At 68.0% G+C, this 24,255-nt stretch carries 26 protein-coding genes and 1 pseudogene; 12 read left to right on the plus strand and 15 right to left on the minus strand.

The annotated features are described in order from the left end of the window. Positions 1 to 34 precede the first annotated feature (34 nt). On the plus strand, positions 35 to 817 hold the full coding sequence (locus tag ACIBCK_RS34895) for a hypothetical protein (protein ID WP_399396807.1): 783 nt from the start codon (positions 35 to 37) through the stop codon (positions 815 to 817). 123 nt (positions 818 to 940) lie between these two features. Here ACIBCK_RS34895 and ACIBCK_RS34900 read toward each other — a convergent pair whose 3' ends face one another. Next, positions 941 to 1,678 carry a barstar family protein gene (locus tag ACIBCK_RS34900; protein ID WP_399396809.1) on the minus strand — a complete coding sequence of 246 codons (738 nt, stop codon included), beginning with the start codon at positions 1,676 to 1,678 and terminating at the stop codon, positions 941 to 943. 671 nt (positions 1,679 to 2,349) lie between these two features. After that, the gene (locus tag ACIBCK_RS34905) at positions 2,350 to 2,667 is read right to left on the minus strand and encodes a GNAT family N-acetyltransferase (protein WP_399396810.1); all 318 of its coding nucleotides are present in this window, start codon (positions 2,665 to 2,667) and stop codon (positions 2,350 to 2,352) included. 452 nt (positions 2,668 to 3,119) lie between these two features. Between ACIBCK_RS34905 and ACIBCK_RS34910 the strand changes: the two genes are divergently transcribed. Together ACIBCK_RS34910 and ACIBCK_RS34915 are read left to right on the plus strand one after the other, a co-directional pair. Continuing rightward, positions 3,120 to 3,560, plus strand: a complete 441-nt coding sequence (locus ACIBCK_RS34910) for a hypothetical protein (RefSeq protein WP_399396812.1) — start codon at positions 3,120 to 3,122, stop codon at positions 3,558 to 3,560. Between the two features lie 403 nt (positions 3,561 to 3,963). Next, the gene (locus ACIBCK_RS34915; RefSeq protein WP_399396814.1) at positions 3,964 to 4,398 is read left to right on the plus strand and encodes a VOC family protein; all 435 of its coding nucleotides are present in this window, start codon (positions 3,964 to 3,966) and stop codon (positions 4,396 to 4,398) included. Between the two features lie 72 nt (positions 4,399 to 4,470). Here ACIBCK_RS34915 and ACIBCK_RS34920 read toward each other — a convergent pair. After that, positions 4,471 to 4,773: pseudogene (locus ACIBCK_RS34920) on the minus strand (hypothetical protein); the annotation flags it as partial. 401 nt (positions 4,774 to 5,174) lie between these two features. Between ACIBCK_RS34920 and ACIBCK_RS34925 the strand changes: the two are divergent. Together ACIBCK_RS34925 and ACIBCK_RS34930 are read left to right on the plus strand one after the other, a co-directional pair. Beyond that, positions 5,175 to 6,050 (plus strand): ABC transporter ATP-binding protein, encoded by an 876-nt coding sequence (locus ACIBCK_RS34925; RefSeq protein ID WP_399396815.1) that lies wholly within the window; start codon positions 5,175 to 5,177, stop codon positions 6,048 to 6,050. Continuing rightward, the gene (locus tag ACIBCK_RS34930) at positions 6,043 to 6,876 is read left to right on the plus strand and encodes an ABC transporter ATP-binding protein (RefSeq protein WP_399396817.1); all 834 of its coding nucleotides are present in this window, start codon (positions 6,043 to 6,045) and stop codon (positions 6,874 to 6,876) included. Before ACIBCK_RS34925 ends, ACIBCK_RS34930 begins: the two co-directional genes overlap by 8 nt. Positions 6,877 to 7,102: 226 nt before the next feature. Here the strand turns inward: ACIBCK_RS34930 and ACIBCK_RS34935 are convergent, their stop codons facing one another. Further along, positions 7,103 to 7,969, minus strand: a complete 867-nt coding sequence (locus ACIBCK_RS34935) for a GNAT family N-acetyltransferase (RefSeq protein WP_399396819.1) — start codon at positions 7,967 to 7,969, stop codon at positions 7,103 to 7,105. 593 nt (positions 7,970 to 8,562) lie between these two features. On the opposite strand from ACIBCK_RS34935, the gene ACIBCK_RS34940 reads away from it, so the two are divergent. Continuing rightward, positions 8,563 to 9,093: a hypothetical protein gene (locus ACIBCK_RS34940; RefSeq protein WP_399396820.1), complete on the plus strand. Its 531-nt coding sequence runs from the start codon at positions 8,563 to 8,565 to the stop codon at positions 9,091 to 9,093. Positions 9,094 to 9,156: 63 nt separating this feature from the next. Here ACIBCK_RS34940 and ACIBCK_RS34945 read toward each other — a convergent pair whose 3' ends face one another. Genes ACIBCK_RS34945 through ACIBCK_RS34955 form a run of 3 tightly spaced genes read right to left on the minus strand, consistent with a single transcriptional unit; the run spans position 9,157 to position 10,629 of the window. Next, the gene (locus tag ACIBCK_RS34945) at positions 9,157 to 9,759 is read right to left on the minus strand and encodes a hypothetical protein (protein ID WP_399396822.1); all 603 of its coding nucleotides are present in this window, start codon (positions 9,757 to 9,759) and stop codon (positions 9,157 to 9,159) included. Next, positions 9,756 to 10,379 (minus strand): RNA polymerase sigma factor, encoded by a 624-nt coding sequence (locus ACIBCK_RS34950; RefSeq protein WP_399396824.1) that lies wholly within the window; start codon positions 10,377 to 10,379, stop codon positions 9,756 to 9,758. The genes ACIBCK_RS34945 and ACIBCK_RS34950 overlap by 4 nt, the downstream gene beginning before the upstream one ends. After that, positions 10,369 to 10,629 carry a hypothetical protein gene (locus tag ACIBCK_RS34955; protein WP_399396826.1) on the minus strand — a complete coding sequence of 87 codons (261 nt, stop codon included), beginning with the start codon at positions 10,627 to 10,629 and terminating at the stop codon, positions 10,369 to 10,371. Before ACIBCK_RS34955 ends, ACIBCK_RS34950 begins: the two co-directional genes overlap by 11 nt. Before the next feature lie 330 nt (positions 10,630 to 10,959). On the opposite strand from ACIBCK_RS34955, the gene ACIBCK_RS34960 reads away from it, so the two are divergent. Further along, a complete protein-coding gene (locus ACIBCK_RS34960; protein ID WP_399396828.1) occupies positions 10,960 to 11,652 on the plus strand; it encodes an alpha/beta fold hydrolase in 693 nt (230 codons plus the stop codon). Between the two features lie 168 nt (positions 11,653 to 11,820). Beyond that, complete coding sequence (locus ACIBCK_RS34965) at positions 11,821 to 12,087, plus strand: hypothetical protein (protein WP_399396830.1); 267 nt, start codon at positions 11,821 to 11,823, stop codon at positions 12,085 to 12,087. A gap of 57 nt (positions 12,088 to 12,144) precedes the next feature. On the opposite strand, the gene ACIBCK_RS34970 is transcribed toward ACIBCK_RS34965, so the two are convergent. The 6 genes from ACIBCK_RS34970 to ACIBCK_RS34995 form a co-directional block, all read right to left on the minus strand. After that, entirely contained in the window at positions 12,145 to 12,459 is a 315-nt protein-coding gene (locus ACIBCK_RS34970; RefSeq protein ID WP_399396832.1) for a DUF4387 domain-containing protein, read from the minus strand. A 2-nt stretch (positions 12,460 to 12,461) separates the two neighbouring features. Further along, positions 12,462 to 13,823, minus strand: a complete 1,362-nt coding sequence (locus ACIBCK_RS34975) for an acyclic terpene utilization AtuA family protein (protein WP_399396833.1) — start codon at positions 13,821 to 13,823, stop codon at positions 12,462 to 12,464. A 47-nt stretch (positions 13,824 to 13,870) separates the two neighbouring features. Then, positions 13,871 to 14,872 (minus strand): MFS transporter, encoded by a 1,002-nt coding sequence (locus tag ACIBCK_RS34980; RefSeq protein WP_399396834.1) that lies wholly within the window; start codon positions 14,870 to 14,872, stop codon positions 13,871 to 13,873. Positions 14,873 to 15,322: 450 nt separating this feature from the next. Further along, complete coding sequence (locus ACIBCK_RS34985; RefSeq protein WP_399396836.1) at positions 15,323 to 16,039, minus strand: GntR family transcriptional regulator; 717 nt, start codon at positions 16,037 to 16,039, stop codon at positions 15,323 to 15,325. Between the two features lie 693 nt (positions 16,040 to 16,732). Beyond that, positions 16,733 to 17,842, minus strand: coding sequence for a flavin monoamine oxidase family protein (locus tag ACIBCK_RS34990; protein WP_399396837.1), 1,110 nt, complete (start codon positions 17,840 to 17,842; stop codon positions 16,733 to 16,735). Positions 17,843 to 17,969: 127 nt separating this feature from the next. Next, positions 17,970 to 18,896, minus strand: a complete 927-nt coding sequence (locus tag ACIBCK_RS34995; RefSeq protein ID WP_399396838.1) for an alcohol dehydrogenase catalytic domain-containing protein — start codon at positions 18,894 to 18,896, stop codon at positions 17,970 to 17,972. A gap of 232 nt (positions 18,897 to 19,128) precedes the next feature. Here ACIBCK_RS34995 and ACIBCK_RS35000 point away from each other — a divergent pair, with 232 nt between their 5' ends. Beyond that, entirely contained in the window at positions 19,129 to 20,013 is an 885-nt protein-coding gene (locus ACIBCK_RS35000) for a LysR family transcriptional regulator (RefSeq protein ID WP_399396839.1), read from the plus strand. A 59-nt stretch (positions 20,014 to 20,072) separates the two neighbouring features. Here ACIBCK_RS35000 and ACIBCK_RS35005 read toward each other — a convergent pair whose 3' ends face one another. Then, the gene (locus tag ACIBCK_RS35005; RefSeq protein WP_399396841.1) at positions 20,073 to 20,546 is read right to left on the minus strand and encodes a cytidine deaminase; all 474 of its coding nucleotides are present in this window, start codon (positions 20,544 to 20,546) and stop codon (positions 20,073 to 20,075) included. A gap of 241 nt (positions 20,547 to 20,787) precedes the next feature. On the opposite strand from ACIBCK_RS35005, the gene ACIBCK_RS35010 reads away from it, so the two are divergent. The 3 genes from ACIBCK_RS35010 to ACIBCK_RS35020 all read left to right on the plus strand — a co-directional run bounded on the left by ACIBCK_RS35010 (position 20,788) and on the right by ACIBCK_RS35020 (position 22,249). Then, positions 20,788 to 21,069 carry a hypothetical protein gene (locus ACIBCK_RS35010; protein WP_399396843.1) on the plus strand — a complete coding sequence of 94 codons (282 nt, stop codon included), beginning with the start codon at positions 20,788 to 20,790 and terminating at the stop codon, positions 21,067 to 21,069. 103 nt (positions 21,070 to 21,172) lie between these two features. Continuing rightward, positions 21,173 to 21,304, plus strand: a complete 132-nt coding sequence (locus tag ACIBCK_RS35015; RefSeq protein ID WP_399396845.1) for a hypothetical protein — start codon at positions 21,173 to 21,175, stop codon at positions 21,302 to 21,304. Between the two features lie 162 nt (positions 21,305 to 21,466). After that, positions 21,467 to 22,249 (plus strand): SDR family NAD(P)-dependent oxidoreductase, encoded by a 783-nt coding sequence (locus ACIBCK_RS35020; protein ID WP_399396847.1) that lies wholly within the window; start codon positions 21,467 to 21,469, stop codon positions 22,247 to 22,249. Positions 22,250 to 22,662: 413 nt separating this feature from the next. On the opposite strand, the gene ACIBCK_RS35025 is transcribed toward ACIBCK_RS35020, so the two are convergent. Continuing rightward, positions 22,663 to 23,781, minus strand: a complete 1,119-nt coding sequence (locus tag ACIBCK_RS35025) for a substrate-binding domain-containing protein (RefSeq protein ID WP_399396848.1) — start codon at positions 23,779 to 23,781, stop codon at positions 22,663 to 22,665. Positions 23,782 to 24,255: the final 474 nt, after the last annotated feature.

Raw genomic sequence — 24,255 nt, forward strand, 5'->3', positions numbered from 1 at the left:
CTGAGTAACTCGACAGCAGGGAGCGTTTCTTCCGATGACCACACAGCACGTGCGCCCTGGCAGAAGCGGTCCCGACACCGCCTCGGGCGTAGATGTCTCGCCGTTCAAGCCTTCCCTCGTCAAAGCGGTGTTCAGGGACGTGACTTCGATGCACGTCTCTCGGTCGGCTGCGTGGGCCGCGGCGTCGGTGACGGGGACAGTGCTGACGGAGATCATCGATGGCGCGAGGAGGGCGGCGGCGGAGGAGGCCCGGAAGAAGCTGATACCCGGGGACCTTCTCTCGGCGATCGACCGGAACGTCGAGCTTGAGGTGGGGGCCAAGTGGTACGACCACAGCCCGACGTTCAAGGGCCTGACCGGTGTCCTGTACGACGCCGAGGGCGGCATCGTGCCTCCTCGTCGGCGCAGCAGGTCGCGCAAGGCGAGCGCGGTGGTCGGCGCCCACCGGTTCGAAGCTGGGGTCAAGGAACTGCTGCGGAGCCAAGGGGTGACGGCCGTCCCAGCGTTGGTCCGAGACCTGGACGGAATCGCGAGCGCGTTCCTGACGGACCTCGCCCGGGACGCGGCCATGGTCGTCCGCGAGGGTGGGGTCAAACGATTCGGCTCGGTCTCCTTGGCGATGTCAGGCGAGTCGCCCCCACCCCCGGCCCTCGAGGATTCCCTTCGGTGCCTGCCAACTCGTCGCAGGGGAGATGGGCGGACCGTCGGCAGGGATGACATCTTGGCCGCCACCACGATTCAGTTGTTCGGCGGCAACCTCAGACAGCGGGCCCTCACCGAGGCACGCGAGGCGACACAGAACACTGCGGCCGGCTGAGCGGGGGCGACGAAGACCGCCGCCTGCGCCCTCATCTGCGACCGCAGAGTCGCCAAATGAGATGGCCTCGCGAGACCTCCAAGTTGGCGTAGGGGCAGCCGAGTTCGGCGGGGTCGACGACAGTCATGTAGCCGTTCGATGTTCGCGGTGCAGATGCTCAGCGCGGGCCTGGAGGATGTACAGGGCCTCGTGGCTTGAGCAGCCGAGGTGGTGTCGGAAGGTCTCTACGGCCTTGACGGTCGTGCCGCTGAGGATCTCCTCGTCCGCGAAGGAGAGCGGGCCGGCCGTCCAGGGGGCGGCGGGATCTCCACGAGGCCAGTCAACATCGGTCAGGGTGAGGAGTAGTCGGCTGTCCGCGAGCGCCACCGCAACGTCCATGCCGCGGGCTGCCGTCTCCGTGAAGGCAGCGGGTGCAGTGCGGTCCAGGACGAAGACGAAGTGCTGGGCGATACGTTGCCGCCATTCATCGAGCTCGCCGTCGGCGTCCAGACGGAGGTTGGAGTTCCACGCTGCCTGGGCGAGAACCGATACGAACGGGCCCAGGAAGTCCGACTTCAGCAGGTGGTCCGCGTGCTCGATCAGAATGGCGAGGTCCTGGTTCCCGTGGCCGGGACCGTGCCAGTCTTGGAGGCAGTCGACGAGCGCATCCCAGTTGTGGCCGAAGCAGCCGAGGAACGACAACTCCCGGGCGAAGGTACGGAATACGGACGCAGGATCACGCATTTCCCGGCCGTCCAGCCGCAGGACCAGACCGCTTCGCTGCACGAGCGCGGCGGTTTCCGATGCGAGCCACGGGTCGGCATGGGAGGTGAACACGACCCATGGAGAGCGGCGTTCCGTCAGAGTGGGCTTGGGCATCATGGGTGGGATCTTGCCGCATAGGCTCGGAGCTTGTGCGTTCGGTTGAGGTTGCCCTCCATTGCGCAATACAAGTGCGCTCTACAAGTCGGTGGCCTCGCAAAGGCCGGCCCTGAGACAGCCGGCCGCACTCATCGCCTCCTCGATCCTCTGCACTTCGAGAGCCTCGCACTTCAACTGGTTGCGATGACGAGCCAGATGAGCGCGAGCACCAGGAACAGCACCAGCGGTAACCAGCCCACCGACCGCGTAGTTGCTCGCGATGGTGGCGGGGACGCCTCCGGCCACTCCAGACTGGGAGTCTCCTCGCGCAGATACCCGGTCCGGGCTGTTGGTGCCCGGCCGTCGGCTACATCGGCTTCGCCGCCACGTCAACTGCCGCTATGGATACGGGCGGTAACCCAGAACCGGAGGGCGCACTCAACTCCATGACCCGGAACTAAAGGCGTACCACTACCTCGCCGACACTCTCGGCTCCGTACCCGCTGCCGGTGCTAGCTCCCGTGTACGTCATGGCGCGGTGGTGGTCAGGATCCTGCTCAGCGCCACCGCGCTGCGACGGTCACATCAATCGGATCGAGATGTTCAAACGGAAGATGCTCGGCCGCGCCGGCTTCGTTCTACTGCGGGAACAGGTTCTCCCCGCTCAGCTGGTGGGGACCTCACTCACTGCGCTACTCCAGGGTGCGCCGGTAGCGAACGTCGGATACGGACACTCCGTCGTAGTCGTCAGCCTGAGCAGCACCGTCAGCGATATAGCCCGCTCGCTCGTAGAAGTGACGTGCCCGAGTATTGTCGGCGAGGACCCACAACAGCATGAGGCTGACGCCATCCGCATGAGCCTGAGCGTGCACGGCTTCGAGAAGCATCCGACCGATTCCGGACCGGGTGCGTGAGGGCTTTACGTACAAGGGTGTAGAGCTCGGCCGCAGCCGCTCTCGTTTCATGGCCACGAAAGCGCCCGAAGCATGCCCAACCCACGACTCGTTCATGAGCGTCGACTGCTACCAGGTTGCTCGTGCCTTCCTTCGACCTTTCGAAGTGTCGACGGCGCTGCTTAATATCGGCCTCAGCCGTCAGTCCATCGAGGTAGGACTGGGGCACGATCCCGGCATACGCGGTCTGCCAGCCAGAGACTCGTATCGCTGATACAGCGGGGACATCGACTTCGGTCATAGCTCGCACAGTCACCATTTCGGCACCGTACGAGTTCTGTGACCGACACCGCCTAGGATTTACGGCCGTGCAGCCGCAGTAACCACGCCGCTTGTGTGGAGATGGAACCGGGCCATGGTGATCAGTCGTCCTGGACCCGGCAGTGGATGAAGGGGAGAGGTGAAGATTGGCGATGCGCTGGAGGCGTGGTGTGGTGGCCGGGGGACTCGTGCTGGCGGTGGTGGGAGCGTGGGTGGGATGCGCCGAGTGGCCGCTAAAGACGCCTTCCGTGAAATCGACCAGCCTGGAGGGTCCAGTCGTGCTGGAAGACGGCCGTCGTGTCACGGTGCGTTTCACCAAGCAGGGCCTGACCGAACGGCATCAAGGCGCCGATGGCGGCTCTTGGTCGCAGCCCCGGGTACTCCACCCCGCGGCGGGGGACGCCGACTGCGGAGTTGATCTCAGCACCTACAAGAACACCGTCGCGGTCATCGCCCATCACAACGAGGGCTGCGACCTGGGTGATGCCGACGACACGGTGATCGCCGCCGTGAGCGACGGCGACCTCACGGAGTGGGACGCGCACGTGACCAGAGGCGAAGACGGGTGGGAGTGGACGCGATACTCCTGGAGCGGTTACCGAGTCGTCTTCCGCAAGGAGGCCGGTGGTGTAGTCGACGAGCTCAGCTGGCGCCAGAGCATTGGGTTCACCGGCCCGAGCCGGGGTTAAGAGGTCCGAAGGGGGACGGCGGACGTGTCGGTGGGTGATCAGGCAGGTGGCGAGGCACTCCTGGGGCACGCACCCCACTGGATGCCGGTATCCAGCACGAACAGGATCCCGCCCAAGGCCTGCCGATTCGGGGCCCGCAGTTCGCCCCCCAACCAGTTTCGGACCCAGCTGGGACAGCAACGGCTCGATGAGCGAGCCCAGTTCGCCCGAGACGATCCATGTCCGCGAGTCCCTCTTTCCCACGAGAACAGTCATGAGCCAGCCAGCCACCAGACTGATAGCCGCCGACCTCGGTTCATCACCGCGACCACACGACAGGGGAGCGGATGGCGGGGACTGTCCTCCCGACAACGTGCGGCCCCACTCACCTGGGGGATGAGCAGGCCCCTGTTATCGTGCGCCGGTGTCTACGATCAAGCAGTTCCAAGTGACCTTCGACTGCGCGGAACCTGCGCGTCTCGCCAGCTTCTGGTGCGAGGTGCTGGGGTACGTCGTACCTCAGGTCCCGACGGGGTTCGCCACTTGGGAGGACTACCATCGCTCACTGCCTCCTGAGGATCAGGTGGTGTACTTCGCGTGCAGTGATCCCTCGGGTGTAGGCCCGCGCCTGCTCTTCCAGCGCGTTCCCGAAGGGAAGGTCGTCAAGAACCGGCTGCATCTTGACGTGCGGGCCGGTACCGGGCTCGTGGGTGAGGAGCGCTTGGCCGCGCTTGAAGCCGAATGTGCACGGCTGGTCGCGCTCGGCGCGGTACATGTGCGAACGATGCGTGCCGACGGCGAGAACGAGTCCTGCATCGTGATGCAGGACATTGAGGGCAACGAGTTCTGTCTCGACTGAGGATACTCCGAGTGGGCAAGGTGGGGAGCCGTCTCGCCTGGGACCTCTCCGGCCTCGTCTGCGGCGGGGTTGTCCCGTGACAGTGAGGTCGTTCAGTCCGGCGATGCCGAGCATGGCGTGGCGGACGCCCTCGCCCTTGAGGCGGCAGTCGCGGAAGGCCCTGCCAGGTCTTGATGCGGGCGAAGACGGGCTGCATGAAGAGGCCGGTGTGTTCGGTGTGTTCGGTGTAGGCACCAGGGTGCCGTCAACGATCAGCACGGCGCCTTCGGCGAACCGGCGCCGACGCTGGAATGCGATAAGTGGGCCGAGTTCTCGCATCGTCAAGTCCGTGCGCCAGTAGGCGATGGCCAACAGCACCCGGTTCTCCAGTGGCAGCCCTCCCCCCCCTCGCGGCACAGCGCTGCCCAGGCCGCTCCCGACGCCCGCCGGGGTCGCAGTCGAAGGCAAGGCTCGAGGGTCACGGCTGTGCCGTGGGGTAGTCGGGATGCATGGACTTGAGGGCAAGACCACTGGCGATCCGGTTAGCGGCGACGTTCCCGGGGGCGGCTTTGTACGCGCTCGTAGGGCAGGCGATTCGGCGGGAGTCATGGTCGGACACCGGGTGGCGGTTCCTCATTTTCCTGGGGACGTTGTGGGTGTTGGTGCTCACGTCTGCGGGTTGGCGCCGGTGGCGAAGGCAGTAGGGGACGCTGCGGTCAGAGAGTCATCCTTGGGTCCTGCAGATCGACCGGCTGACCCTGCAACTCCCGCACCAGGCACGCCCCGTCCTCTCCGGCGTGACCCTCACGGTCGGTGCGGGCGAGACCGTGTCCCTGGTCAGAGAATCAGGCTCGGGCAAGTCACTCACCGCCCGCAGCGCGCTCGGCCTCACCCCGGCAGGCGCCCGCAGCAGCGGCAGCATCACCGTGGCCGGGCAGCCGGTCCTGACCGCGACCCCGGGCGAGTTGCGCACCCTGCGCTCGCACACCGCCTCCATGGTCTTCCAGGACCCCAAGGCCGCCATCAAACCCCTGCACCGCATCGGCGACTTCCTCGTCGAAGCCGCCCGCCACGCACAGCCGGCCTACACCAGCGCGCCGCACGCCCGCGCCCGTGAACTGTGCGAAGCCGTCCGCCTGCCGGAAAGGGTCCTGCGCCAGCGCCCGCACGAGCTGTCCGGAGGCATGCTCCAACGCGTCGCCATCGCCACAGCCCTGATGCCCGACCCTCAACTCCTCCTGGCCGACGAGCCCACCACCGCCCTGGACGCCACCACCCAGGCCGAGACCATCGCCCTCCTCGCCGACCTGCGCGACCGCTTCCATACCGGCCTGCTGTTCATCACTCACGACCTCGACCTCGCCGCCGCCATCAGCAACCGCATCTGCGTCATGTACGCCGGACACATCGTCGAGACCGCCACCCCCGACCAGCTCTTCAGCCGCCCCCGACACCCCTACACCGCAGCTCTCCTACAGGCCACCCCACGCCTGCACCGCAAAGCCGGACACCTCACCCCCATACCCGGCAGTCCGCCGGACCCGGACACCCCGCTCACCGGCTGCGCCTTCGCTCTTCGCTGCCCCCACCGCACCGACATCTGCACCCGGCAGACCCCGCCCGCCGGCCCGGTCGCCTGTCACCACAGCGTCACATTGGACCTCCATGCCTGACAACCACACCGCACCCGACACCACGGACCGACCCCAGCGCCCACTGCTCGACGTACGCAACCTCACCAAGCGCTTCGGCGACTACACCGCCGTCGACAACATCACCTTCTCCGTGCCCGCAGGCGGCTCACTCGGCATCGTCGGCGAATCGGGCTCCGGCAAAACCACCACCGCCCGCATCATCACCGGACTGGACACACCCACCAGCGGCACCCTGACCATCGACGGCCACCCGCGCCCCGCACCACGTGGCAGAGCCCACCGCCTGAGCCGCGCCCGTCAGGTACAGATCGTCTTCCAGGACCCCCTGCAGAGCCTGGACCCCCGCCTGAGCGCCCGCGACACACTCAACGAAACGCTGCGCCTGCACTACCCCGACACCCCGCGGCCCCCGCGCATCAGCGAACTCCTGGACCAGGTGCAGCTCAGCCCGCGCGCCGCCGACGCCCGGCCTCGCAGCCTGTCCGGAGGCCAGCGCCAGCGCGTCGCCATCGCCCGCGCCCTTGCCGTCCAGCCCAAGATCCTCGTCCTGGACGAAGCGGTCGCCGCCCTCGACGTCTCCATCCAGGCGCAGATCCTCAACCTGTTGGCCGACATCCGCGAACAGACCGGCATCACCTATCTCTTCATCACCCACGACCTGGGAGTCGTCCGCAGCGTGACCGACGACATCATCGTGATGCAACACGGCCGCATCGTTGAATCGGGGGCCACCGACACCCTCCTGGGCCAGCCCAGCACCCCGTACACGCAACTTCTGTTGGACTCCGTCCCCGGCCCGGGCTGGGACCCGCGCACCATCGTCGCGGCGCGCAAACAGCAGTGATGCCGAGATGGACGGCGGAGGGCCCGCTCACCGCGGTCGGGGTGAGATGCCGGCGGCCCGGGCGTCAGCAGGAGCGGCTGCGCCCGGCCTCAGTCAGATGCGCCTGGGTGTTCAACCCACCGGGGGATCGCCCCAGCTTCGTAGCCGAAGGATGCTAGGCGAAGGGCGTTCCGCCCCGGCCAGGTCAGCGATGCGCCCCCTGGTCGGGGCCGCCGCCCGCACATCTTCAGGCGGCTCGGCTGACGTCCAGCCGTTCCGGCGAGGGCTCGTACCCGGCCGCCCTGTAGGCAGCGACGGCAGCGGCATTCGAACTCGGGGTGGAGACGAGTGCACTTGACGCACCCATCTCGCGCAGCGCCGCGGCAGCTGCGATGCTGATCGCCGTCCCGTAGCCGCGACCACGATGGTCGGCATGGACACCCACCGGCTCCAGCAGACCGGGCTTACCGGGCCCGGCCGACCAGATCGTCGCCGCGGCCACCGCGTTGTCCTGGTCGTCGTAGCCGATCAAGCAGCGGGCGTCGGCGTAGACCGGCCCGGCTGCCAGGACATGCCAGACCTCCTCGGTGAACATCGGGCTGCCGAACGCCGAGCGGTGCACCGCGGTCCGCGTTCCGGCCGTCTGCGGACCGGCGACCTCGACGCGCAAGCCGGAGTCCTTCACCGGCTCGGAGAGGTCGTGGCGCAGCGGCGTCCACGGTTCATCCAGACTCCAGCCCGCCTCCAAGAGGACCTCGCGGAGCAGGGCGCCGTCAGGGATCTCGAGAGCGACCTTGCCGGGCGGCAGGACCCCGCGCGCCGGATCGGTGAGGTCCGCCAGCAGCTGACGCGCCAGAGCCTCGTCCTGTCGCAGGTCCGGCACGGTCGTCAGGCGAAGCACATCGGGGTCGTCCAGGTAACCGACGGCAACGATCCGCCCGTCCGCGCTCCAGGTGCGGACGGCAGCGGCAAGCCTCTCCGCGCCCAGCGCCCAGGCCCAGCCGAGGTCTCCCGGGTGGAGTTGCAGCGGCGTCCGGTCGTCCTGCCACGCGCGGAGCGCGTCCACGGCCTCCGTCAGCCCGTCGATGCCAGCATCGTTCAAAACGATCGTCATAGCCGCATCCCACACCACCCCGGCAACCGGCCGCACCCGGTTTTTGACTCAGCCAGTCAGCTCGACAGGACCCGACCTGGGCGTCATCCGGGTGCCGGGCCAGGTCACCCCGGTTTTGGCCGGGACCGTGTAATCGATGCCGGGGACGGAAAAGCCGTAGGGGCGGCGGACTTCGTCGCTGAACCAGTCGAGATCGGTCAACTGGCCCGACAGCTACACCAGTTGCCTGACCGGCTCCACCATCGCCCCGCCCAGGACGCCGCGCAGCAGCATGTACCGACCGGGGCCACGAGGACTCCATGACGGTCCCTGGCTACCGGCCGCCCTTAAGGGCCGGGGCAAGCTCCTGGCCAAGGTACTCGGGCACTGGGCAGTTGCAGGTGGCGTGGTTGAACTTGCTCGCGTCTTGGATGCAAGTGCCGAAGCTCGGGGAGCAGGAGGAGCCGTCAGCGGACGGTGAACTACGGGGGCCGCGCTGCTGCTCTGGCTCGTTCCTCTAACCGCACACCGGCCAATGGCTGGGCCTGGAGACGACGGGGGCACATTCGCGCCGACCCGGACGGCGCGAAGCGACGGCGGCGTACGGTCCCGAGATGGACATAGTCAGCGGCGTCGTCAGCATCGAGTACTCACACTTCTACGTCCACGAGGCCATCGAGAACGAGTCGGAGAGGGACGACCGGACACCTGACTTCCGGACCGACGAGCCCGTGATCGTCACCCCCGGCCAGCTCACTGTCGTCAGCTGCGTCCAGTCCCACGACGCCTGGGTATCCCTCATGCTCACCGAAGTAGAGCCTGGCCAGCAGCCGGAGCAATGGCAGTTACTCGGTACATGGCCCTACCTGCCGATCTCCGGAGGCCGGATGAGCATGTCCGGACCCACGACAGGCCCCGCCACACCAGCCATGGACTGGCTGCCAGGTCCCACGGGGTACACCCCAGACCTGCAGCTCGACCCAGCCACGACCTACACCGTCCACGTCTATGCCAGAGGCCGACACGACTCCCGGGCCAGGTACGAAGCCGCAATGGCCCGCGAACAATGGGGCCTGCACGAAGGGTTCGAGGATTACGTCCTTGCGTTCATCCCCTCCGACGCCCGCCGACCAGACGGCCGCTGAGGCTGGTCCACGCAGTCAGATGCCCGGCAGAGATAGGGCTCGAGCCAAGGGGCGGAGCAGGCGTCATCGTGCGGGGACGGGGAGGAAGGACGGCTCGCCGTCGTCGGCGAACAGCCGCACCACCAGGGCATGCGCCCGCGTCAGCAGGTCGTCGAGGACAGCGAAGCGATCGGCCAGACCGTCCACCTCCGCACCGTCGAGCCCGTCAACGTCCGCGAGGCGGTCCCGGATCCGGGCCACGATCTCGCGGCTCTGGTCGAGCGTCCGGAGCGTGGGCGGGCCATCGGCCTTGCGCTGGCTGGCGGTGTCGGCCAGCATCCGGAGCCGCATGGCCACGGCCAGCAGCATCTCGCCGTACGCGGGGGATTCCAGGCTGCTTTGGAGGATCCGGGCGGCGCGCCCCGCCTCGTTCAGGACGGCCAAAAGTTCGACCAACAAGCCGTTCTCGCACGGCGGGCCGTCGGGTTCCCGGAACTGGAGGTTGTTGTGGACCGAGGCCACCCAATCCGTCATCAGCTGCATGCTTCGTTCGAGCGCGCCTGAGTTGGGGCGCAGAGCGCGGCGGCCGGCGGTCAGATCGAGGCCGTCCTGTACTGCGGAGAGAACGGCGTCGTCGGCCTGGCCGAGCAGGGCGTCCAGGGCGGTGTCGGTGTCGTAGGTAGTCATTGTCCTCCTCCGTCGCGCTCGTTGAGTAGCAGTTGCTTGAGCCGGGCTCGGGCCCGGCAGAGGTTCTGCCGCACGGCGGCCTCTGTCATGTTCAGCGTCCGGCTGATCTCGGCCGTCTCGAACTTGTCGAGGTGCCAGGCCATCACCCGGCGCTGCAGCGGGGGCAGCGCGTTCAGTGCCGCGTACACCTGGGCTTCTTGCTCCCGGAGTTCCACTGTGGTCAGCGGACAGACCCCGCCGGGCAGGTCCGGGAGGTCGGCGACGGGCTCTTCGCGCACCGGGCGGTGCAGGTATTGGCGGTAGGCCACGGTGCGCAGCCAGGCGGACGGGCGCTCGATCTGCTGCCACCGGGGGTAGCCCGCGGCGAAGGCGGCCTGTGCGGCCTCGGCTGCCTCGTGCGGAGCCGCGCCCTGGCGCATCAAGTGCCGGATCAGCGGCGCCATCTGCTGTCGATAACAACGGGTGAAATCCTCATCGGTCTCCTCGGCGTGGCTCGTCGGCAGCATCAGCGCCTGAGGCGACAGGGGCATCGCCTCCGAGCGCCCCGCCCTGGTCGCCCCGACCGCGGCGACAGAGACCGGGTCGGGTAAGCAGGCGTCGTTTCCGTGGTCACTGTGCACGGGCTGACCTGCCTTCCTTGCCGACAACACGGGCTGACCTGCCTTCCCCGCCGACTTCGACGCGCAGCCGCCCATCGGCCCGTGTTTCCTCCAGCACGCTGCCGGGCGGCAGTAACCGCACGCGCTCGCTGGTGCCCTGCTGGTGCACGCGGGCCAGTTTCACCCGGGCGCGGCTGCCGATCCACCGGTACAGCACCCGCGCACCGGCCAGGACCACCAGGGCCCCCAGTGCCATCACGCTCTCGCTCACGATCCGGTCCTCGCCTTTCGCGCGGCGCCTGGTGCACCGCTCCTGTAGGTAAGTGCCCCAGAGTCTGGACTCTGTGACATCACCTCTGGGGCCAGGCGGCCGCGGCGTTACGGGGGCTCCCCGAGGCCGTGTGAGGACGTACTCCTGTCTCGCAGATTCCAAGAGTTCCCGTGAGTGTCCTGCTTCACCACACCTGATCGACTCTCGCCAACTGCACTGCGAGGGGCTGTTGTAAATACGTCCTTGGGGGGGGGAAGCGGAGGCCGCGACAGTTTCATAGTGTGCCCGGCGCAGACCGCACCTTCAGGACCAAAGATCACTGGAGGAATGATGAGCGACAACGCACCGTGCGGGAACGTCGTCCTAGTTCACGGAGGGTTCGTGGATGGTTCGCATTGGCGGAGGGTCTACGACGCGCTGAGGAACGAGGGCTACCGGGTGGCCGTCGTGCAGAACTCGACCGTCTCGCTGGAAAGCGACGTAGCCGCCACACGGCAGGTGATCGATGGGCTGGAAGGGCCGGTGACCCTGGTCGGCCATTCCTACGGCGGAGCCGTGATCACCGAAGCGGGAAATCACGAACAGGTGAGGTCACTGGTGTACGTCGCGGCCTTCGCCCCGGACGGGGGCGAGTCGGTGAGCACGCTGATCGCCGACCCGCCGCCGGGAGCCCCCGTGCCGCCGATCCTGCCGCCCGACGAGGGGTTCCTGTTCCTGGACCGCGAAAGGTTCGCCGGTTCCTTCGCCGGTGACCTGCCCGGCGCGGAAGCACAGTTCATGGCCGACTCGCAGGTGCCCTGGGGCATTGACGCCCTCACCGGCTCGATCTCAGAGCCCGCATGGCGTACCAAGCCGACCTGGTATCTGGTGGCCACCGATGACCGCATGATCCCGCCACCGGCCCAGCGCATGATGGCCGAGCGCATCGGCGCCAAAACGGTCGAAGTGGCCGCCAGCCACTCGGTCCACCTGTCCCAACCGGCCGCTGTCACCGACCTGATCAAGCAGGCGGCCGGCGGCTGACTGCCGCGCTTCGTGACGTTCCTCCCCGCGGGATGTCGCTGCCAGAACTGTCGCCCGTTCCGCTTCATGTGCACTGTGAGGGTCTACGCACGCAGGAACCGGCGGCGTCCCATGCGCACTTCGGGGCGTTGCCGCGGCGGAGGTGGATGTGACGGCAAGGGAGGGTCGTTGCGGCTACGTAGGGCCGAGGAGATTGGTGCATACGTCGTCCAGATGTACGCGCATGTGCTGGCGGGCGGCCTCGGGGGCGCGGTCGCTGAGGGGGTGCCGGCGGCGGTCGACACCGTCCTGGTCGTCGGACGCGTAATCAAGCGCAACGGCGCCCTGGTGGGCGCGGACCTGCCCGCTCCTCGCAGGCGCCTGATCGAGTCCCGTAACCGGATCGCCGAGGCCGCCGGCGTTCAGCTCGACGGCACGCGGGACCCGAAGGTCTAACCAGCCGTATGGAATAGGGCTCATGGCGCTGCTTGGTCCAGATGTCCCGTCCTTCCGTCAGGCCGGGGTGACTTCCATGTCCATGAGTGGCGCGTACTGCTGGCCGGCGTAGCAGTCGGAGTCATGTGGGTCGCCTTGGACGGCCGGGCGTGGCAGGGACACCTTGACTGCGAGGGCCAGGGGGTGGGCTACGACCAGGATCTTGTCCGGGGCGGTGTCGTAGAGGGAGGCGAAGAGGTTCGCGTTGAGGAATCCGGTTGCTGTGAGGGCGTCGTAGGCGCCCTGGTCGTGGCACATGAAGTCGAAGGTGAGGGTGAAGGGACCGGCGTTCTTGGAACGGACCAGGGAGCAGTAGTCGAGCAAGGTGGCCATGGTTACAGTTCCTCGGTGGTGGTGCGGAAGAGTTCGGTGGGGGTGACCCCGGTGGCGACGTGGTTGAGGGTGAAGCGGTACAGGGCGCCGCGGTCCATCTCGGGCGGTGAGTAGGGGTAGGCGAGGGTGGAGACCAGGCCGTCGTATTCCGGGATGGGCAGGTGGCTGCTCACGTGGGCGACGAACGTGGCGATGGCGTGGGCGGTTTCCTGGTCGGGCGCGGTGATGGTGATCAGGACGCCGAGTTCGCGGGGTGTGAGCGCGTCGGGCTCGTGGCCGGCAAGGACGGCTCCTGCGCCGTAGAGGCGGTAGTCGATGTCGATGTCTGCGGGGTCGACGGCGCCGTTGAAGACGTCGAGGATCTTGGCGTCGAAGTACTGCTTGGCCATGGGCAGGAGTTTGGGGAGGGTGTCGATGACGACGCGGTCGCGGACGCCGCCGATGATGACGGTCTGGTAGCCGACGAGTTCGGCGCCTTCGAGCTTGTTGGTGTAAATGTCGGCGGGGATGTATCGGGCGCCGCGTACGCGGACGGTCTGGTCGTCGACCGCCTCGTACGTGGCGTCGGTGGAGTCCAGGACGCCGGAGGGTTCGGCGATGTGGAAGGGGTCGGCGTTCTCGTACAGCGTGTGGGCGGCGACCGAACGCGGGGTCAGGCGGCTGCCGTTGGCCAAGGTGGTGACGTCGAAGTGATCGTCCCGCAGCGTGACGAGCAGCCCGTTGGCGGACGGCGGGATCGCACAGGCCGCGCCGCATTCGATGGTCTTGGCCATGTGCCAGGTGAGCCCGGGGTCGGCACCCTTCATATGGGGCAGGGCTGCGAACAGGGCGGTATCGCTGGCCCGTCCGGCGAGGACGACGTCGCAGCCGTCATCGAGGGCTTCTTGGATGGGTTCGACCCCCATCATCGCGACGGTGTGGCTGCGCTCGAACAGGTCCCGGCCGATTTCCGGTGCGTTGGCGAGCGGCTGTATCCGCTCGGCGTCGTAGAGGTCTTGGAGGCGGGTGGGGGACTGGTCGGAGTAGATCAGGCCGAGCTTGAAGTGCAGGTTTTCCTCGGATGCGATGGTGCGGGCGATGCCGGCGACCCAGTCGACTCCTACGTCGCGTCCGGAGGTGCCGCAGGACCCGATGATCAGTGGCACGCCGAGTTCGTCTCGAGCCTTGAGGAGCAGACGCAGATCGCGGGTGACGGCTTGGGCGGAGAGTTTGGGGGTGCCGGAGCCCAGGGCGGCGGGGCCGGAGTCGGTGGATCCGGCGTCGCAGGCGATCACGTCCGGGCAGGCGGCGACGCCGCGCCGGAACGCGTTGGCGTCGAACCCGGCGCCGAGTGCGCCGGTGGGGGCCAGGATGCGGAGTTCCATGTGGTGGTGCCTTTCGGGGGTGTGCGGTGGAGTCGGCAGGCCGGAGGTCAGCCGTGGGCGCGATCGGTGGTGCGGTCGGGGGCGCTGCGGGCGAGGCGGGTGAAGACGGCGAAGGTGACGGCGGCGAAGACGGCGGCGTTCAGGAGCATGTAGCGCCAGCTGGTGAGGTCGATGGTGGTGCCGAGGATGGCGGGGCCGAGCGCCATGCCGGAGGCCGAAGCGATCGTGTAGAGGGCGGTGTAGGTCCCCAGCACTTTCTGGGTCGGTGCCAGATTCCACAGGGCGACGAGGGCGTTGACCGCGAACGAGGCGTATCCGAGGGAGGAAACGATCATCGACGCGATGGTCCCTGGCACGCTGGGCCAGGCGAACCCGACCAGCAGCCCGGCGATGAACAGGGCGACTCCGTAGCGCATGGTGCGCAGTTGCCCGAGCCGATGGGAGAGGTAAGCGATCGGCAGTACGCAGAGGAGGAAGGCGATGGCGCCGGGCAGGGCAAGTCCGCCGGCCTCGCCGCGGGTTAGGCCAAGGACCTGGGTGCCGTAGGGCGTCGTGAGCGAGCGCAGAGCCGACCACATGCCGGCGAAGCAGAAGATGCCGATCATCAGCAGCAGTGTGGGGCTGGACGGGGACTGCAGCGCGTCCTTCAGGACGGCCCAGGGTGAGACGAACTCGCGTTCTTCCTCGGTCTGTTCCTCGGGCAGAACGGCGTCACAGTGGCGGCGTCCCAGGAAGACCCACGACAGTCCCAGCATGATGAGCATCAGCAACGGGGGGATGGCGAAGGCGAGGTGGAGGCTCCGGTCGACGACGAGGAGGCTGATCAGTGAGGAGACGACGATCGTCAGGCTGACGCCGGCCTTGATGAAGCCCTGGGCCTTGCTGCGGTTGCCCGGTCTCACGTAGTCGGAGACCAGCGTTTCAGTAACCCCCTTGAACGCGTTGGCGATCGCTGCGAACCCCACCACGCATGCCAGCAGTACGGGCAGGTTCGTCGCCCAGGGGATGAGGACGAAGGGCACGGTTGCGATCACCGCACCGACCAGCACGATGGGCCACCTTCCGCTGGCGGCGGCGGGCGAGTTTGTCCGAATAGAACCCGACTGACGGTTGGGTGAAAATCCCCCAGGAGTGGTCCAGGCCCATGATCAGCCCGATGACGCCCGCGGAGGAGAAGTAGTGCCGCAGCTGCTCGGGGACCTGGGCGTCGTAGAAGTTCCAGACCGCCTCCTGGGCGAAGACGGCCAGGGTCACCCACAGCACGGCGCTGCGGTTCATGCGCTCGCCTGTGCCGGTCTCTGATGGAGTGGCCGTGCTGGTGGCGGGCGGGGAAGCGGGTGTCATAACGGCTCCTGTGCTACATGCTATAGCAAGGGGGATGCCATTCCGCCGGGCATGTCTCAACGCCGGGTGACGGGCAGGCAGGGGGAGGGGTAGGTCAGGTACTGAAGAGGAAGGTCGTGTACTGGAGCGGTGGGGGAGGCGCTGGAGGGGGTGAGTCAGAGGCTGGAGAGCTGGACCAGTGCGGTGCGGTGGTGCCGCGCGGCGAGTTCCTCGGCGCGGTCCTCGTCCCGTTCCAGAAGGGCGTCCAGGAGTTCGCGGTGCTCGCGGTAGCGGGCACGGAAGGCTTCGCCTCGCTCAGGCACGATCTTCATGGTCAGGTCGAGCCGCTCCTCGTCGCTGAAGGCTCGGGCCTGAGCGAGCAAGCCCTCCAGGACAGGGTTGGCGACGCACGCCTCCACTTGGTGGTGGAAGAGCCGCAGCTTGTGGAAGACGGCCTTCAGCTGGTCGGCGACGTCGGCTTCCGGTCCCTGCTCGGCGACGGTCTTCTCGATGCCGGCCACGATCAGGTCGCTCTGCGTCAGCAGCGATACAAGCCCCGTGAGTTGCTCGGCCGTCGCGTTGCGGGCTGCGAGGCGGGCCATGAGCGCGGACAGGCGGACCTCGGCCTCGACGATCTCGGAGCGGGCAGCCGCGGAGTGGTCGGCGATCCGCAGAGAGCGTGGGCCGACCCGTTCGACGACCTTCTCGTGTACCAGCTGACGCAGTGCCTCGCGGATCGGGGTGGGACTCACTCCGAGCCGGGTGGCGAGATCACGTTCGGTGATCTTCTCGCCCGGTCGCAGAACGCCCTCACGGACCGCGGTGCGCAGCCGCTGGTAAGCCTGGTCGGCCAGCGACATGGTCTCCATGGGACCGAGGGCGTCAGTGCTCATGTGGCTAGAATGACTCCGCTATAGCAAACGGTCAATGGCTTCTGATGAAAATCGTCGGCTAAGCCCATGCGCCCGCCATGCTCTCGGCAGCGGAGCAGACTCTCGCCTGCCGGTCACGCGGCGCCCGGAGGCTGGGGTGGTGCGACAGCCGTGCGGCCCGGTTCGGGGGACGAGCACGGCTTCGCCGCACCACGGTCCGGTCAGCGCTATTGCCATCGCCCACGCCGCGGGCGTCGGCGAGCGCATGAGCGCATCCTCTCCGCCACTTCCCGCCAAGTAAGCGCTCGTTGTTCGGCAGGTCCGCTAGGCGACCTCGTTCCCCGACTCGCGCAACTGCTGCGCGCACGGCCCGCCGACGAGCCTCCCTGCGAGGCGACGCGCGATGCCGTCCTTGAGCTTGCTGCCCGGTACGACGTCCCGACCGCCATCGTCACTGCCGGGCCGCCAGTCCGCCTCGGCCACGAATCACGCGCCGACCGCTTCTCGCTCGCCGAGCGGGAGGCCGCGGCCATCTCCGTACTGCGGACGCTCTTCATCGTCCGCGCTGATGAAGAAGCCGAGCACCTGACGACCGGACAATCACGCCCTCGTCCGGGAGGGGACGCTTGTGCCGCGCTGGAGGGACGCCAGGCGGCTGGGCAGCACGGAAGCGTGCCGACTATGAGGGGTCGGTGCGGCCCAACTGCCAGCTCCCTAGCGACCGGCGGAAGGGACGCCGTGACTGCTACGGCCGTACGGAGAGACGGTCCTGGCCAGCACGCCCTGCGCGGCTCGCTCTCCGGCGGCGAGAGCGCCTTCGATGTGTCCGGCGTACTCGTCGGCAGTTTCGGTCGATGCCCAGTGCAGTCGGCCCTCGATCGCGGGTTGCCGGTAGAGGGGGTGACCGAAAAGGGTGTAGTCGACGAGGCGCTGCACGGCCGATGGTGCGGTCCATTGTTCGGTGCTCCAGTTCTGTACGTACACGGCGTCGGGAGCGGCTGCGCCAGGGCCGAAGAGCTGCGCCAAGAGCGCGGGGACGGCTTGGTCGAACCCCGGGCGGACCATGCGCGCGTGGGCGAACCCGAAGAGTGCGGCGGGCCGCCCATCAGGCCCTGACATGTCGTGGATCTCCTGCAGTGGTCCGGTCCGACTCACCGCGGCACCGGCCAGCCCCTGCCGACGCCAGAACGCGGACTCGTAGGTGGCCACGATCTTGACTGCCGCGCCCATCCACACGGGAGTGGCGCGGGCCAGGCGTACCAGGTCAGCAGGGAGGATCTCGGCGAAGTCGATGCGTTCCAAGGCCAGGGGAGGGGGGACGGCCAGAACGACGTGCTCGGCGTGCAACGTCGCGTCCGCCGTGTGCACGTGGAGACCGCCTCGCTGGTGCGGGCGGATGGCGATGACCGGTGTGTCCAGGCGCAGCCGGTCGGCAGGCAGCGCCCCGGCGAGAGCGAAGGCCAGGCGCTGGGCTCCGCCATGGAAGCGGCGGGCGGGTACGTCGAGGAGATTGCCGGCGAAGCGGAGGGTGCCGGTGGTGTCCTGGACGACGGTGTCTCCGGTGAGGTGCTGGTCGAAAGTGGTGATGTTGCCGCGCGTGGTGAGGGCCCGCACACGCTCCTCGCCGTCCCAGAACCAGGTGGCCCCCAGGTCGAGTCCCGGCTGCGAGGCGGATGCGGGAGTGGAGAGCAGGCGCCCGCCGATCCGGTCGCGGGCCTCCAGGACGAGCGTGTCGCGACCGGCGACGTGCAGCGCGGCGGCCGCGCTCAGTCCGGAAGCGCCGGCGCCGATCACGATCACGTCATGGCTGGCGTGGTGAGGCATATGAGGTCCTCTCTGATGCGCGGCCGAACCAAGGCTGTGCGGCCGAACCAAGGCTGTTTGGACCGCGCGTGGGCCCGCTCGGCCTCGGCCACCTGGTCAGCGCAGCGCCGCGCAAGGGGCTGCGCGGTTACTGGCCGCTGGTGTCGAGAACGATGCGGAAGCGCGGTGCTCCGGAGCGCAGCCGGGTCACGGCGTCGTCGGCCTGCTGGAGCGGCATGCGTTCGATCATCGGGCGGATGTCGTTGGTGACGGCGAACTCCATGGCCTGCTCCGTCTCGCGTGCACTGCCGGTGAGATGGCCGGTGAGCGTGTGGCCGTTCATGACCAGCTGGGCTGCCGGGACGGTGACCGAGCCTGCGTCGACCCCGACCAAAGTGAGCTGCCCGTGGGTGTTCAGCCCGGCGAGCAGCTCATCCACGGGGGCGGTGGAGGAGGCGGTGTAGACGATGAGGTCGGCGCCGCCCAGTGCCTTCAGGGCGGCTCCGGGCGCCTGTGCGTCGCTGTCGATGTAGTGAGCGGCGCCAAGCGTGCGGGTGAGCTTCTCACGCTCCTCGCCGCGGGCGATGGCGACGGTCTCATAGCCGAGACCGGCTGCGAACTGCAGGGCGAGGTGCCCGAGTCCGCCGATGCCGAACACGGCGATCCGTCCGCCCGCGGGGATGGCGGCCTTGCGTACGGCGTTGAAGGTGGTCACGCCCGCGCAGCCGAACGGGGCAGCGTCGAACAGGTCGAGTCCGTCGGGGATACGTGCGAGGGCGTCGGCGGGCACCGTGATGCTCTGGGCCCAGCCTCCGGGATAGGACAGGCCGGGAATCTTGCGCTCGGGGCAGTGCACGACGTCTCCCGCCCGGCAGAAGGCGCAGTGCCCGCAGCTGCCGCCGAACCAGCCGACCGCCACCCGGACCCCGACCGACCAGCCCTCGACCTGATCGCCCACCGCGGCGATCGTCCCGGCGACCTCATGTCCGGGGGTGACCGGAAACGTGATGCCGCTGCCGACCGCATCGGCGGTGCCGATGTCGGCGTTGCACACCCCGCTCGCCGCGACAGACACGCGCACCCACCCCGCAGGAGGCGGTCCGGGCGTGTCCGAGGATGGGCGCAGAGGGCCTCGGGGCTCGGTCACGATCATGGTCACGGACGCTTCCGTCATCGCTGCCATCCCGTTCTCTGCACGATCCGCGCCTATAGGTGGCGCTTATGCTGAAGATGTACGACTGTCACCGTAGGCACTGACCAAACTGCCCGGTAGGAGACAGCGGCGAATGTAGCGATAAGGAATGGCTATGGCAGAACGTGTGAACCTCGAAGGGCTCCGGTACGCGCACGCGGTGGCCGAGACGAAGTCCTTCAGCGCCGCCGCCCGTGCGTACGGCGTCACCCAGCCCGCCCTGTCCAACGGCATCGCCAAGCTGGAGGAACGCCTGGGCGACAAGCTCTTCGAGCGCTCACCGCGCGGAGTCACCCAGACCGCCTTCGGCACCCGGATCCTGCCTCTGATCAAACAGGCCCTGGCCGCCCTGGACGCGGTCACCGTGGAAGCCAAGCGGCTCACCGAACCCGGCGCGCAGAAGATCCGGATGGGGCTCTCGCCGCTGATCAGCTCCGCGTTGGTGACCCGAGCATTCAGCATGGTCCGCGACCTGCCGGTCCCTCGCGACCTCGTGCTGCGCGAGGCGGACATGCAAGAGCTACGCGACTGTCTGCGGGCCGGTCAGCTGGACATCATCCTGATCCCGGCCGTGAGCGCGATGCCACGGTTCGAGCACCGGGTCATCGACGTCGAACCGGTCGTCGTCGTCACACCTGACGCCGACGTGACCGCCCCGCTCGAACTCGAAGAGGCCGGGGCGGAGCAGTTCATCCTCGTCCCCGATACCTGTGGCCTGACCACATTCACCGCGCAGCTCTTCCAGTCCCATGAGATGCCCCTGCGCACGTATCCGGGAGAAGCCGCCAGCTACCAGGTCCTGGAAGACTGGACTCAGTTGGGCCTGGGCGCGGCTATGATCCCCCGCTCGAAACTCACCTCACCCGACGTCCCCCACCGGCCCCTGGTGGACAAGGGGCGCGAGGTTCAGATTTCCTTCGAGGCGGTCTGGAGCGCCGAATCCCCGCTCGGCGCCGACCTGCTCCGCCTGGCCGACGGCCTGGCAGCGGCCCGTCACTGACCAAGTCAGCGTTGCCAGCTGCAGGTTGCGTCGTGATGCAGCGTGTATGAGGGCCACGATCATGCGGACGAAGGCGGCAGGTCCTCCACGCTGAAGGGCAGGGGCAGGAGATCGCAGATGCCGAGCCGGTAGACCTGCGACACGGTGAGATCCGCGCAGAGCACGTTCACGTTCCGGTGGGGCGCGCCGGTGACATCGAAGATGCGTTGACGGCATCCGCCACACGGGGTGACGGGTCGGCCGGGCTCTGGGCTCCTCGGGTCGCCGCCCACCACGGCGATCGTGTCGAAGTCACGTACCCCAGCGGTGAGAGCAGCGGCCAACGCCGCAGCCTCAGCACATACACCGAGCGGGAACGAGGACGACTCGAAGAAGGTGCCTGTGTAGATGTCCCCGTCGGCCGCCTGGATGGCAGCTCCGACGTGGAAGCGCGACACGGGGTTCAGGGCTCTGGGCGCGACCTCGAGCGCTCGCTCCAGCAGGCGGGTCTCCGCTGAGGTCAGGTCGCGGGGTGGCACGGTGGGGTTGAGCATGTGAGACCTTCGTTGCGAATCGGAGCCGCCATCGCCGAGCGGGGGGCGGTTCGGGGATAGGGAGTTGGCGATTGCCCTCTGTCCGCCAGCCACGAGACTAGCGACCCTAGCGATAACCGCAGGCTATGTCTTGATTCAGCATGACCCTCTACCGGATCTTGTGCCCAGTGCCTAGCTTTGCAGGCAGAGGACGGGTTCTGTGACTTCGGGACCGTCTCCGCTGCACGAGAGAGGCATAGCCATGGCATATCTTGAGATCACGCTTCGGGTGGATCCGGCAGACCGGGCCGCTGCCGCGGCCGTCTACGCCAAGTACAAGAGCCCGTTCCTGGACACTGTCCCGGGCGCTATCAGCAAGGAGCTTCTCGTCCGTGACGAGGACGTCCAGGTGCTGCACGGCTTTCGGGCCGTGGCCGACGCCCAGGCGTACCTGGAAAGCGACCTGTTCACCCGCGATGTGACCGGGGGGCTGTCCCCGCTGCTCAAGGCGGCCCCCGAGGCCCGCGTCTACGACAGCGTCTGATCCGTCCAGCAGCGGACGGCTGCCGGACGGTCACCGCCTGATCACCGGCAACCGCCGCTGCCCACTGTTGGCCGGCTCACCACGGGCCGCGACACCTCGTCGAATGTGTCCGCGCCTGCTCGGGGACATCGCCGCCGGGCAGGTCAGTGCTCCTGATCAACTGACCGTCATGGGCTGCAACTTGCTGACCGCGCTCATCAGCCACGGGTACCAGTACGACCAGTGGATCAGCTAGGCCCGTGCCGAGCACCCGGCATCGCTCTCACGTCCGACCCCGCTTCGGACCAGCTCAGCCGCGTGAACGGCTATCTCACCCTTACCCCCTCACTCCTCGCCTCTGACCGGCACTCGCCGCCCCACACCCCCAGCCCGCGACCCGCGACCTACGGAGCACCACATGTCCAGCACCACCCTCGACTTCGCCGACCAGAAGATCATCGTCATCGGCGGCACCAGCGGCATGGGCCAGGCCATCGCCCGCACCGTCCTTGAAGGAGGCGGCACCGCCGTCGTTACCGGCCGCTCGCAGAAGAGCGCCGACCAAGCCGCTTCCGCCCTGTCGGCCCACGGCCACACCGTCGGCCTGGCGGCCGATCTGGCCGACCCGACGGCCGTCGACCGGCTGCGCGAGACCCTCACTGAACAGCACTCCGATGCCACCCTTCTGGTCAACGCAGCCGGCGTCTTCGCTCCCAAGCCCTTCCTGGAGAACACGGCAACCGACTATGACCGCTACCAGGCCATCAACCGGGCGTTCTTCTTCCTCACCCAGACCGTCGCCGCCAACATGATCGCCCGAGGCGTGAAGGGATCGATCGTCAACATCGGCTCCATGTGGGCGCACCAGGCCGTTGCCGCCACCCCGTCCGCGGCGTATTCGATGGCCAAGGCCGGGATCCACTCCCTGACCCAGCACCTGGCGATGGAACTGGCTCCACACGGCATCCGCGTCAACGCGGTGGCCCCCGCCGTCGTCCGCACCCCCATCTACGAGGAGTTCATCCCCAAGTCGGACCTCGACTCGGCACTCGACGGCTTCAACGCCTTCCACCCCCTGGGCCGGACCGGCACCCCCGACGATGTCGCCGCGACCGTCGCCTTCCTGTTGTCGAACCAGACGGACTGGGTCACCGGAGCCATCTGGGATGTGGATGGCGGGGTCATGGCCGGCCGCAACTGACGGGTCACCGTTACCTGTTGGCGCCAACCTTGAACCAGCCACGGAGGGATGCCTCGAACCTGAGCTCCTGATGACGCTGGCCCGCCGTAACGACGTCGCCGTGCCCTGGGCGACGGCCGACCAACTGCGCTCCGCTTACCGGTTCAAGGGCCTGACGTCCTTCCTCGACCTGTACTTCGCCCGCTGCCAGGTGCTCTGCCGGCCGGTTCGCCCTGCCGGAGCAGGCTGGCGGCGGAGGGGTCCGAGGCGAGCACGGCAGTGGTCAACGTGCCGGTCAGAGATACATGCGGGGAGCGGTCCCTGCCGCGTGCCCACGCAGTTAGTGAGGACAGCAGGCCGGGGCGGAAGGTGTTATGCGCGCGATGCGTTTGTGTCGGCATGCATGAAACACTTCCGGGGCCCGGCGGAAGGAATCAAGAAGGATCGGTGGCTCGTGCCCCGCAGGATTCTCGGACGGTCAGCCGGGGCCGCACCCGGACCTGGCGCAGTTCGGCGTCTGGTTCGTCGAGTCGGCGCAGCAGGGTTTCCATGGCCAGCGAGCCGAGGCGGAACTTCTCGGGTGCGACGGAGGTGAGCGGCACCTGTTCGGTGGCCGCGTGTCGGTCCTCGCAAGAGATCAGGGCGAGGTCGCCGGGTATGCGTACTCCGGCCCGGCGGGCGGCAGACAGTAAGGCGGAACCCTCCATATCGCCGAAGCAGATCAGCCCGGTCGCGCCGCTGTCGAGAACGCTGCCCAGGACGGCGTCCGCGAGCGGGGGCTGGGCGGCAAGGACCTTCTCGAAGCTGTCGCAGTCGGTGATCGGCGGCCAGTCCAACCGGGCAGTCACGCGCAGCCCGAGTGCAGCGGACCCCTCTGTGAAACCCGTCGATATGCCCCGGCTGGGTGCACAGGCAGGGCGGCAGGCGAGCGCCACATCGCGGTGGCCCAATGCGGCCAGGTGCGCGAGGGCGAGATAGACGCCGCCGGCGTGATCGCTGGACACGTGCTCGCTGGGGTCACCAATGCCAGACGGCGTCCGTTCCAAAAGGACGTACGGCAGCGGGAGTTCTCGCAACAGGCCGGTGCGTGCGGCAACAGCGGCGTCGGCGGGGCCCGGGTGCGTGATGAGCAGTCCCTCCGCCCCTTCCAGGTGGTGGGAGAGTCGGCTGAGCCGGTGCCATCCGTGGTCGCCGTAGCCGGTGGTGTGCACGTCGATCGTCGTTCGGGTACGGGCTGCGGCCGCCTCGATGCCTGCGAGCACAGGCGGGAAGTACCAGTCGCGTTCAGGCAACACCACCGCAATCCGCCGCCGCGCACTCGGCGGACGCGGCACTGACCGCGCAAACGTGCCCACACCCTGGCGCCGCTCGACGCTGCCCTCGTCGGCCAGTATCTCCAAAGCACGCCGCACGGTGTTGACCGACAGGCCGTGGACCGCAGCCAACTGCACCTCGGTCGGCAGCTTGCTGCCGGGTGGCCAGGTGCCGCGCCGGATTCTGCGGCGCAACTCGGCAGCGAACTGGAGGTACTTGATCGGAGCGCCGGTTGCCATGGACGCATTCTGGATGACGTGTGATCACCGGGAAAGGGGGCGAAGCACTCCAGGGCACCCGTCACTGCACGGTCGTTGCCCCGGTCCTCGTCTCGTGCCAACACCGCCGGCCAGGGTGGTGCCCGGGCACACATGAGTGTCCGTCAGATTCGGAACGCGATCTTGTGCGGAGTGTCAGTTTTGTCCACGTATACGTCAAGCAGGCATGCAATCTCTTCACACTTCCCACGCCAGCTGCACGACCCAAGGTGGCATGGTTGATCGATTGATCGACTCGATGGGCGGGACAGTCCCCGTCCGCGGTTGGGGGGACTTTCGTGCGTACTCGTATGGCTGCAGCTTCGGTCGTTCTGATCCTGTGCACTGTGATGGGCTCAGCAGCCTGCTCGTCGTCCTCGGACGGCGGCCCGGCTTCGGTCCCCTCGACCTCGGACGATCAGGGGAAGGGCCAGGGGCAGGCGAACAGGGGCGCCC

It is taken from the genome of Streptomyces sp. NPDC051218 (genome assembly GCF_044455475.1).
Classification (GTDB): domain Bacteria; phylum Actinomycetota; class Actinomycetes; order Streptomycetales; family Streptomycetaceae; genus Streptomyces.

Bases quoted from the DNA above. Each gene is read 5' to 3' on its own strand.
- ACIBCK_RS34895 (WP_399396807.1), top strand. From the start codon at position 35: ATGACCACACAGCACGTGCGCCCTGGCAGAAGCGGTCCCGACACCGCC.
- ACIBCK_RS34900 (WP_399396809.1), bottom strand. From the start codon at position 1,678: ATGATGCCCAAGCCCACTCTGACGGAACGCCGCTCTCCATGGGTCGTG.
- ACIBCK_RS34905 (WP_399396810.1), bottom strand. From the start codon at position 2,667: ATGAACGAGTCGTGGGTTGGGCATGCTTCGGGCGCTTTCGTGGCCATG.
- ACIBCK_RS34930 (WP_399396817.1), top strand. From the start codon at position 6,043: ATGCCTGACAACCACACCGCACCCGACACCACGGACCGACCCCAGCGC.
- ACIBCK_RS34935 (WP_399396819.1), bottom strand. From the start codon at position 7,969: ATGACGATCGTTTTGAACGATGCTGGCATCGACGGGCTGACGGAGGCC.
- ACIBCK_RS34940 (WP_399396820.1), top strand. From the start codon at position 8,563: ATGGACATAGTCAGCGGCGTCGTCAGCATCGAGTACTCACACTTCTAC.
- ACIBCK_RS34945 (WP_399396822.1), bottom strand. From the start codon at position 9,759: ATGACTACCTACGACACCGACACCGCCCTGGACGCCCTGCTCGGCCAG.
- ACIBCK_RS34960 (WP_399396828.1), top strand. From the start codon at position 10,960: ATGAGCGACAACGCACCGTGCGGGAACGTCGTCCTAGTTCACGGAGGG.
- ACIBCK_RS34970 (WP_399396832.1), bottom strand. From the start codon at position 12,459: ATGGCCACCTTGCTCGACTACTGCTCCCTGGTCCGTTCCAAGAACGCC.
- ACIBCK_RS34975 (WP_399396833.1), bottom strand. From the start codon at position 13,823: ATGGAACTCCGCATCCTGGCCCCCACCGGCGCACTCGGCGCCGGGTTC.
- ACIBCK_RS34985 (WP_399396836.1), bottom strand. From the start codon at position 16,039: ATGAGCACTGACGCCCTCGGTCCCATGGAGACCATGTCGCTGGCCGAC.
- ACIBCK_RS34990 (WP_399396837.1), bottom strand. From the start codon at position 17,842: ATGCCTCACCACGCCAGCCATGACGTGATCGTGATCGGCGCCGGCGCT.
- ACIBCK_RS35000 (WP_399396839.1), top strand. From the start codon at position 19,129: ATGGCAGAACGTGTGAACCTCGAAGGGCTCCGGTACGCGCACGCGGTG.
- ACIBCK_RS35005 (WP_399396841.1), bottom strand. From the start codon at position 20,546: ATGCTCAACCCCACCGTGCCACCCCGCGACCTGACCTCAGCGGAGACC.
- ACIBCK_RS35010 (WP_399396843.1), top strand. From the start codon at position 20,788: ATGGCATATCTTGAGATCACGCTTCGGGTGGATCCGGCAGACCGGGCC.
- ACIBCK_RS35015 (WP_399396845.1), top strand. From the start codon at position 21,173: ATGTGTCCGCGCCTGCTCGGGGACATCGCCGCCGGGCAGGTCAGTGCT.
- ACIBCK_RS35020 (WP_399396847.1), top strand. From the start codon at position 21,467: ATGTCCAGCACCACCCTCGACTTCGCCGACCAGAAGATCATCGTCATC.
- ACIBCK_RS35025 (WP_399396848.1), bottom strand. From the start codon at position 23,781: ATGGCAACCGGCGCTCCGATCAAGTACCTCCAGTTCGCTGCCGAGTTG.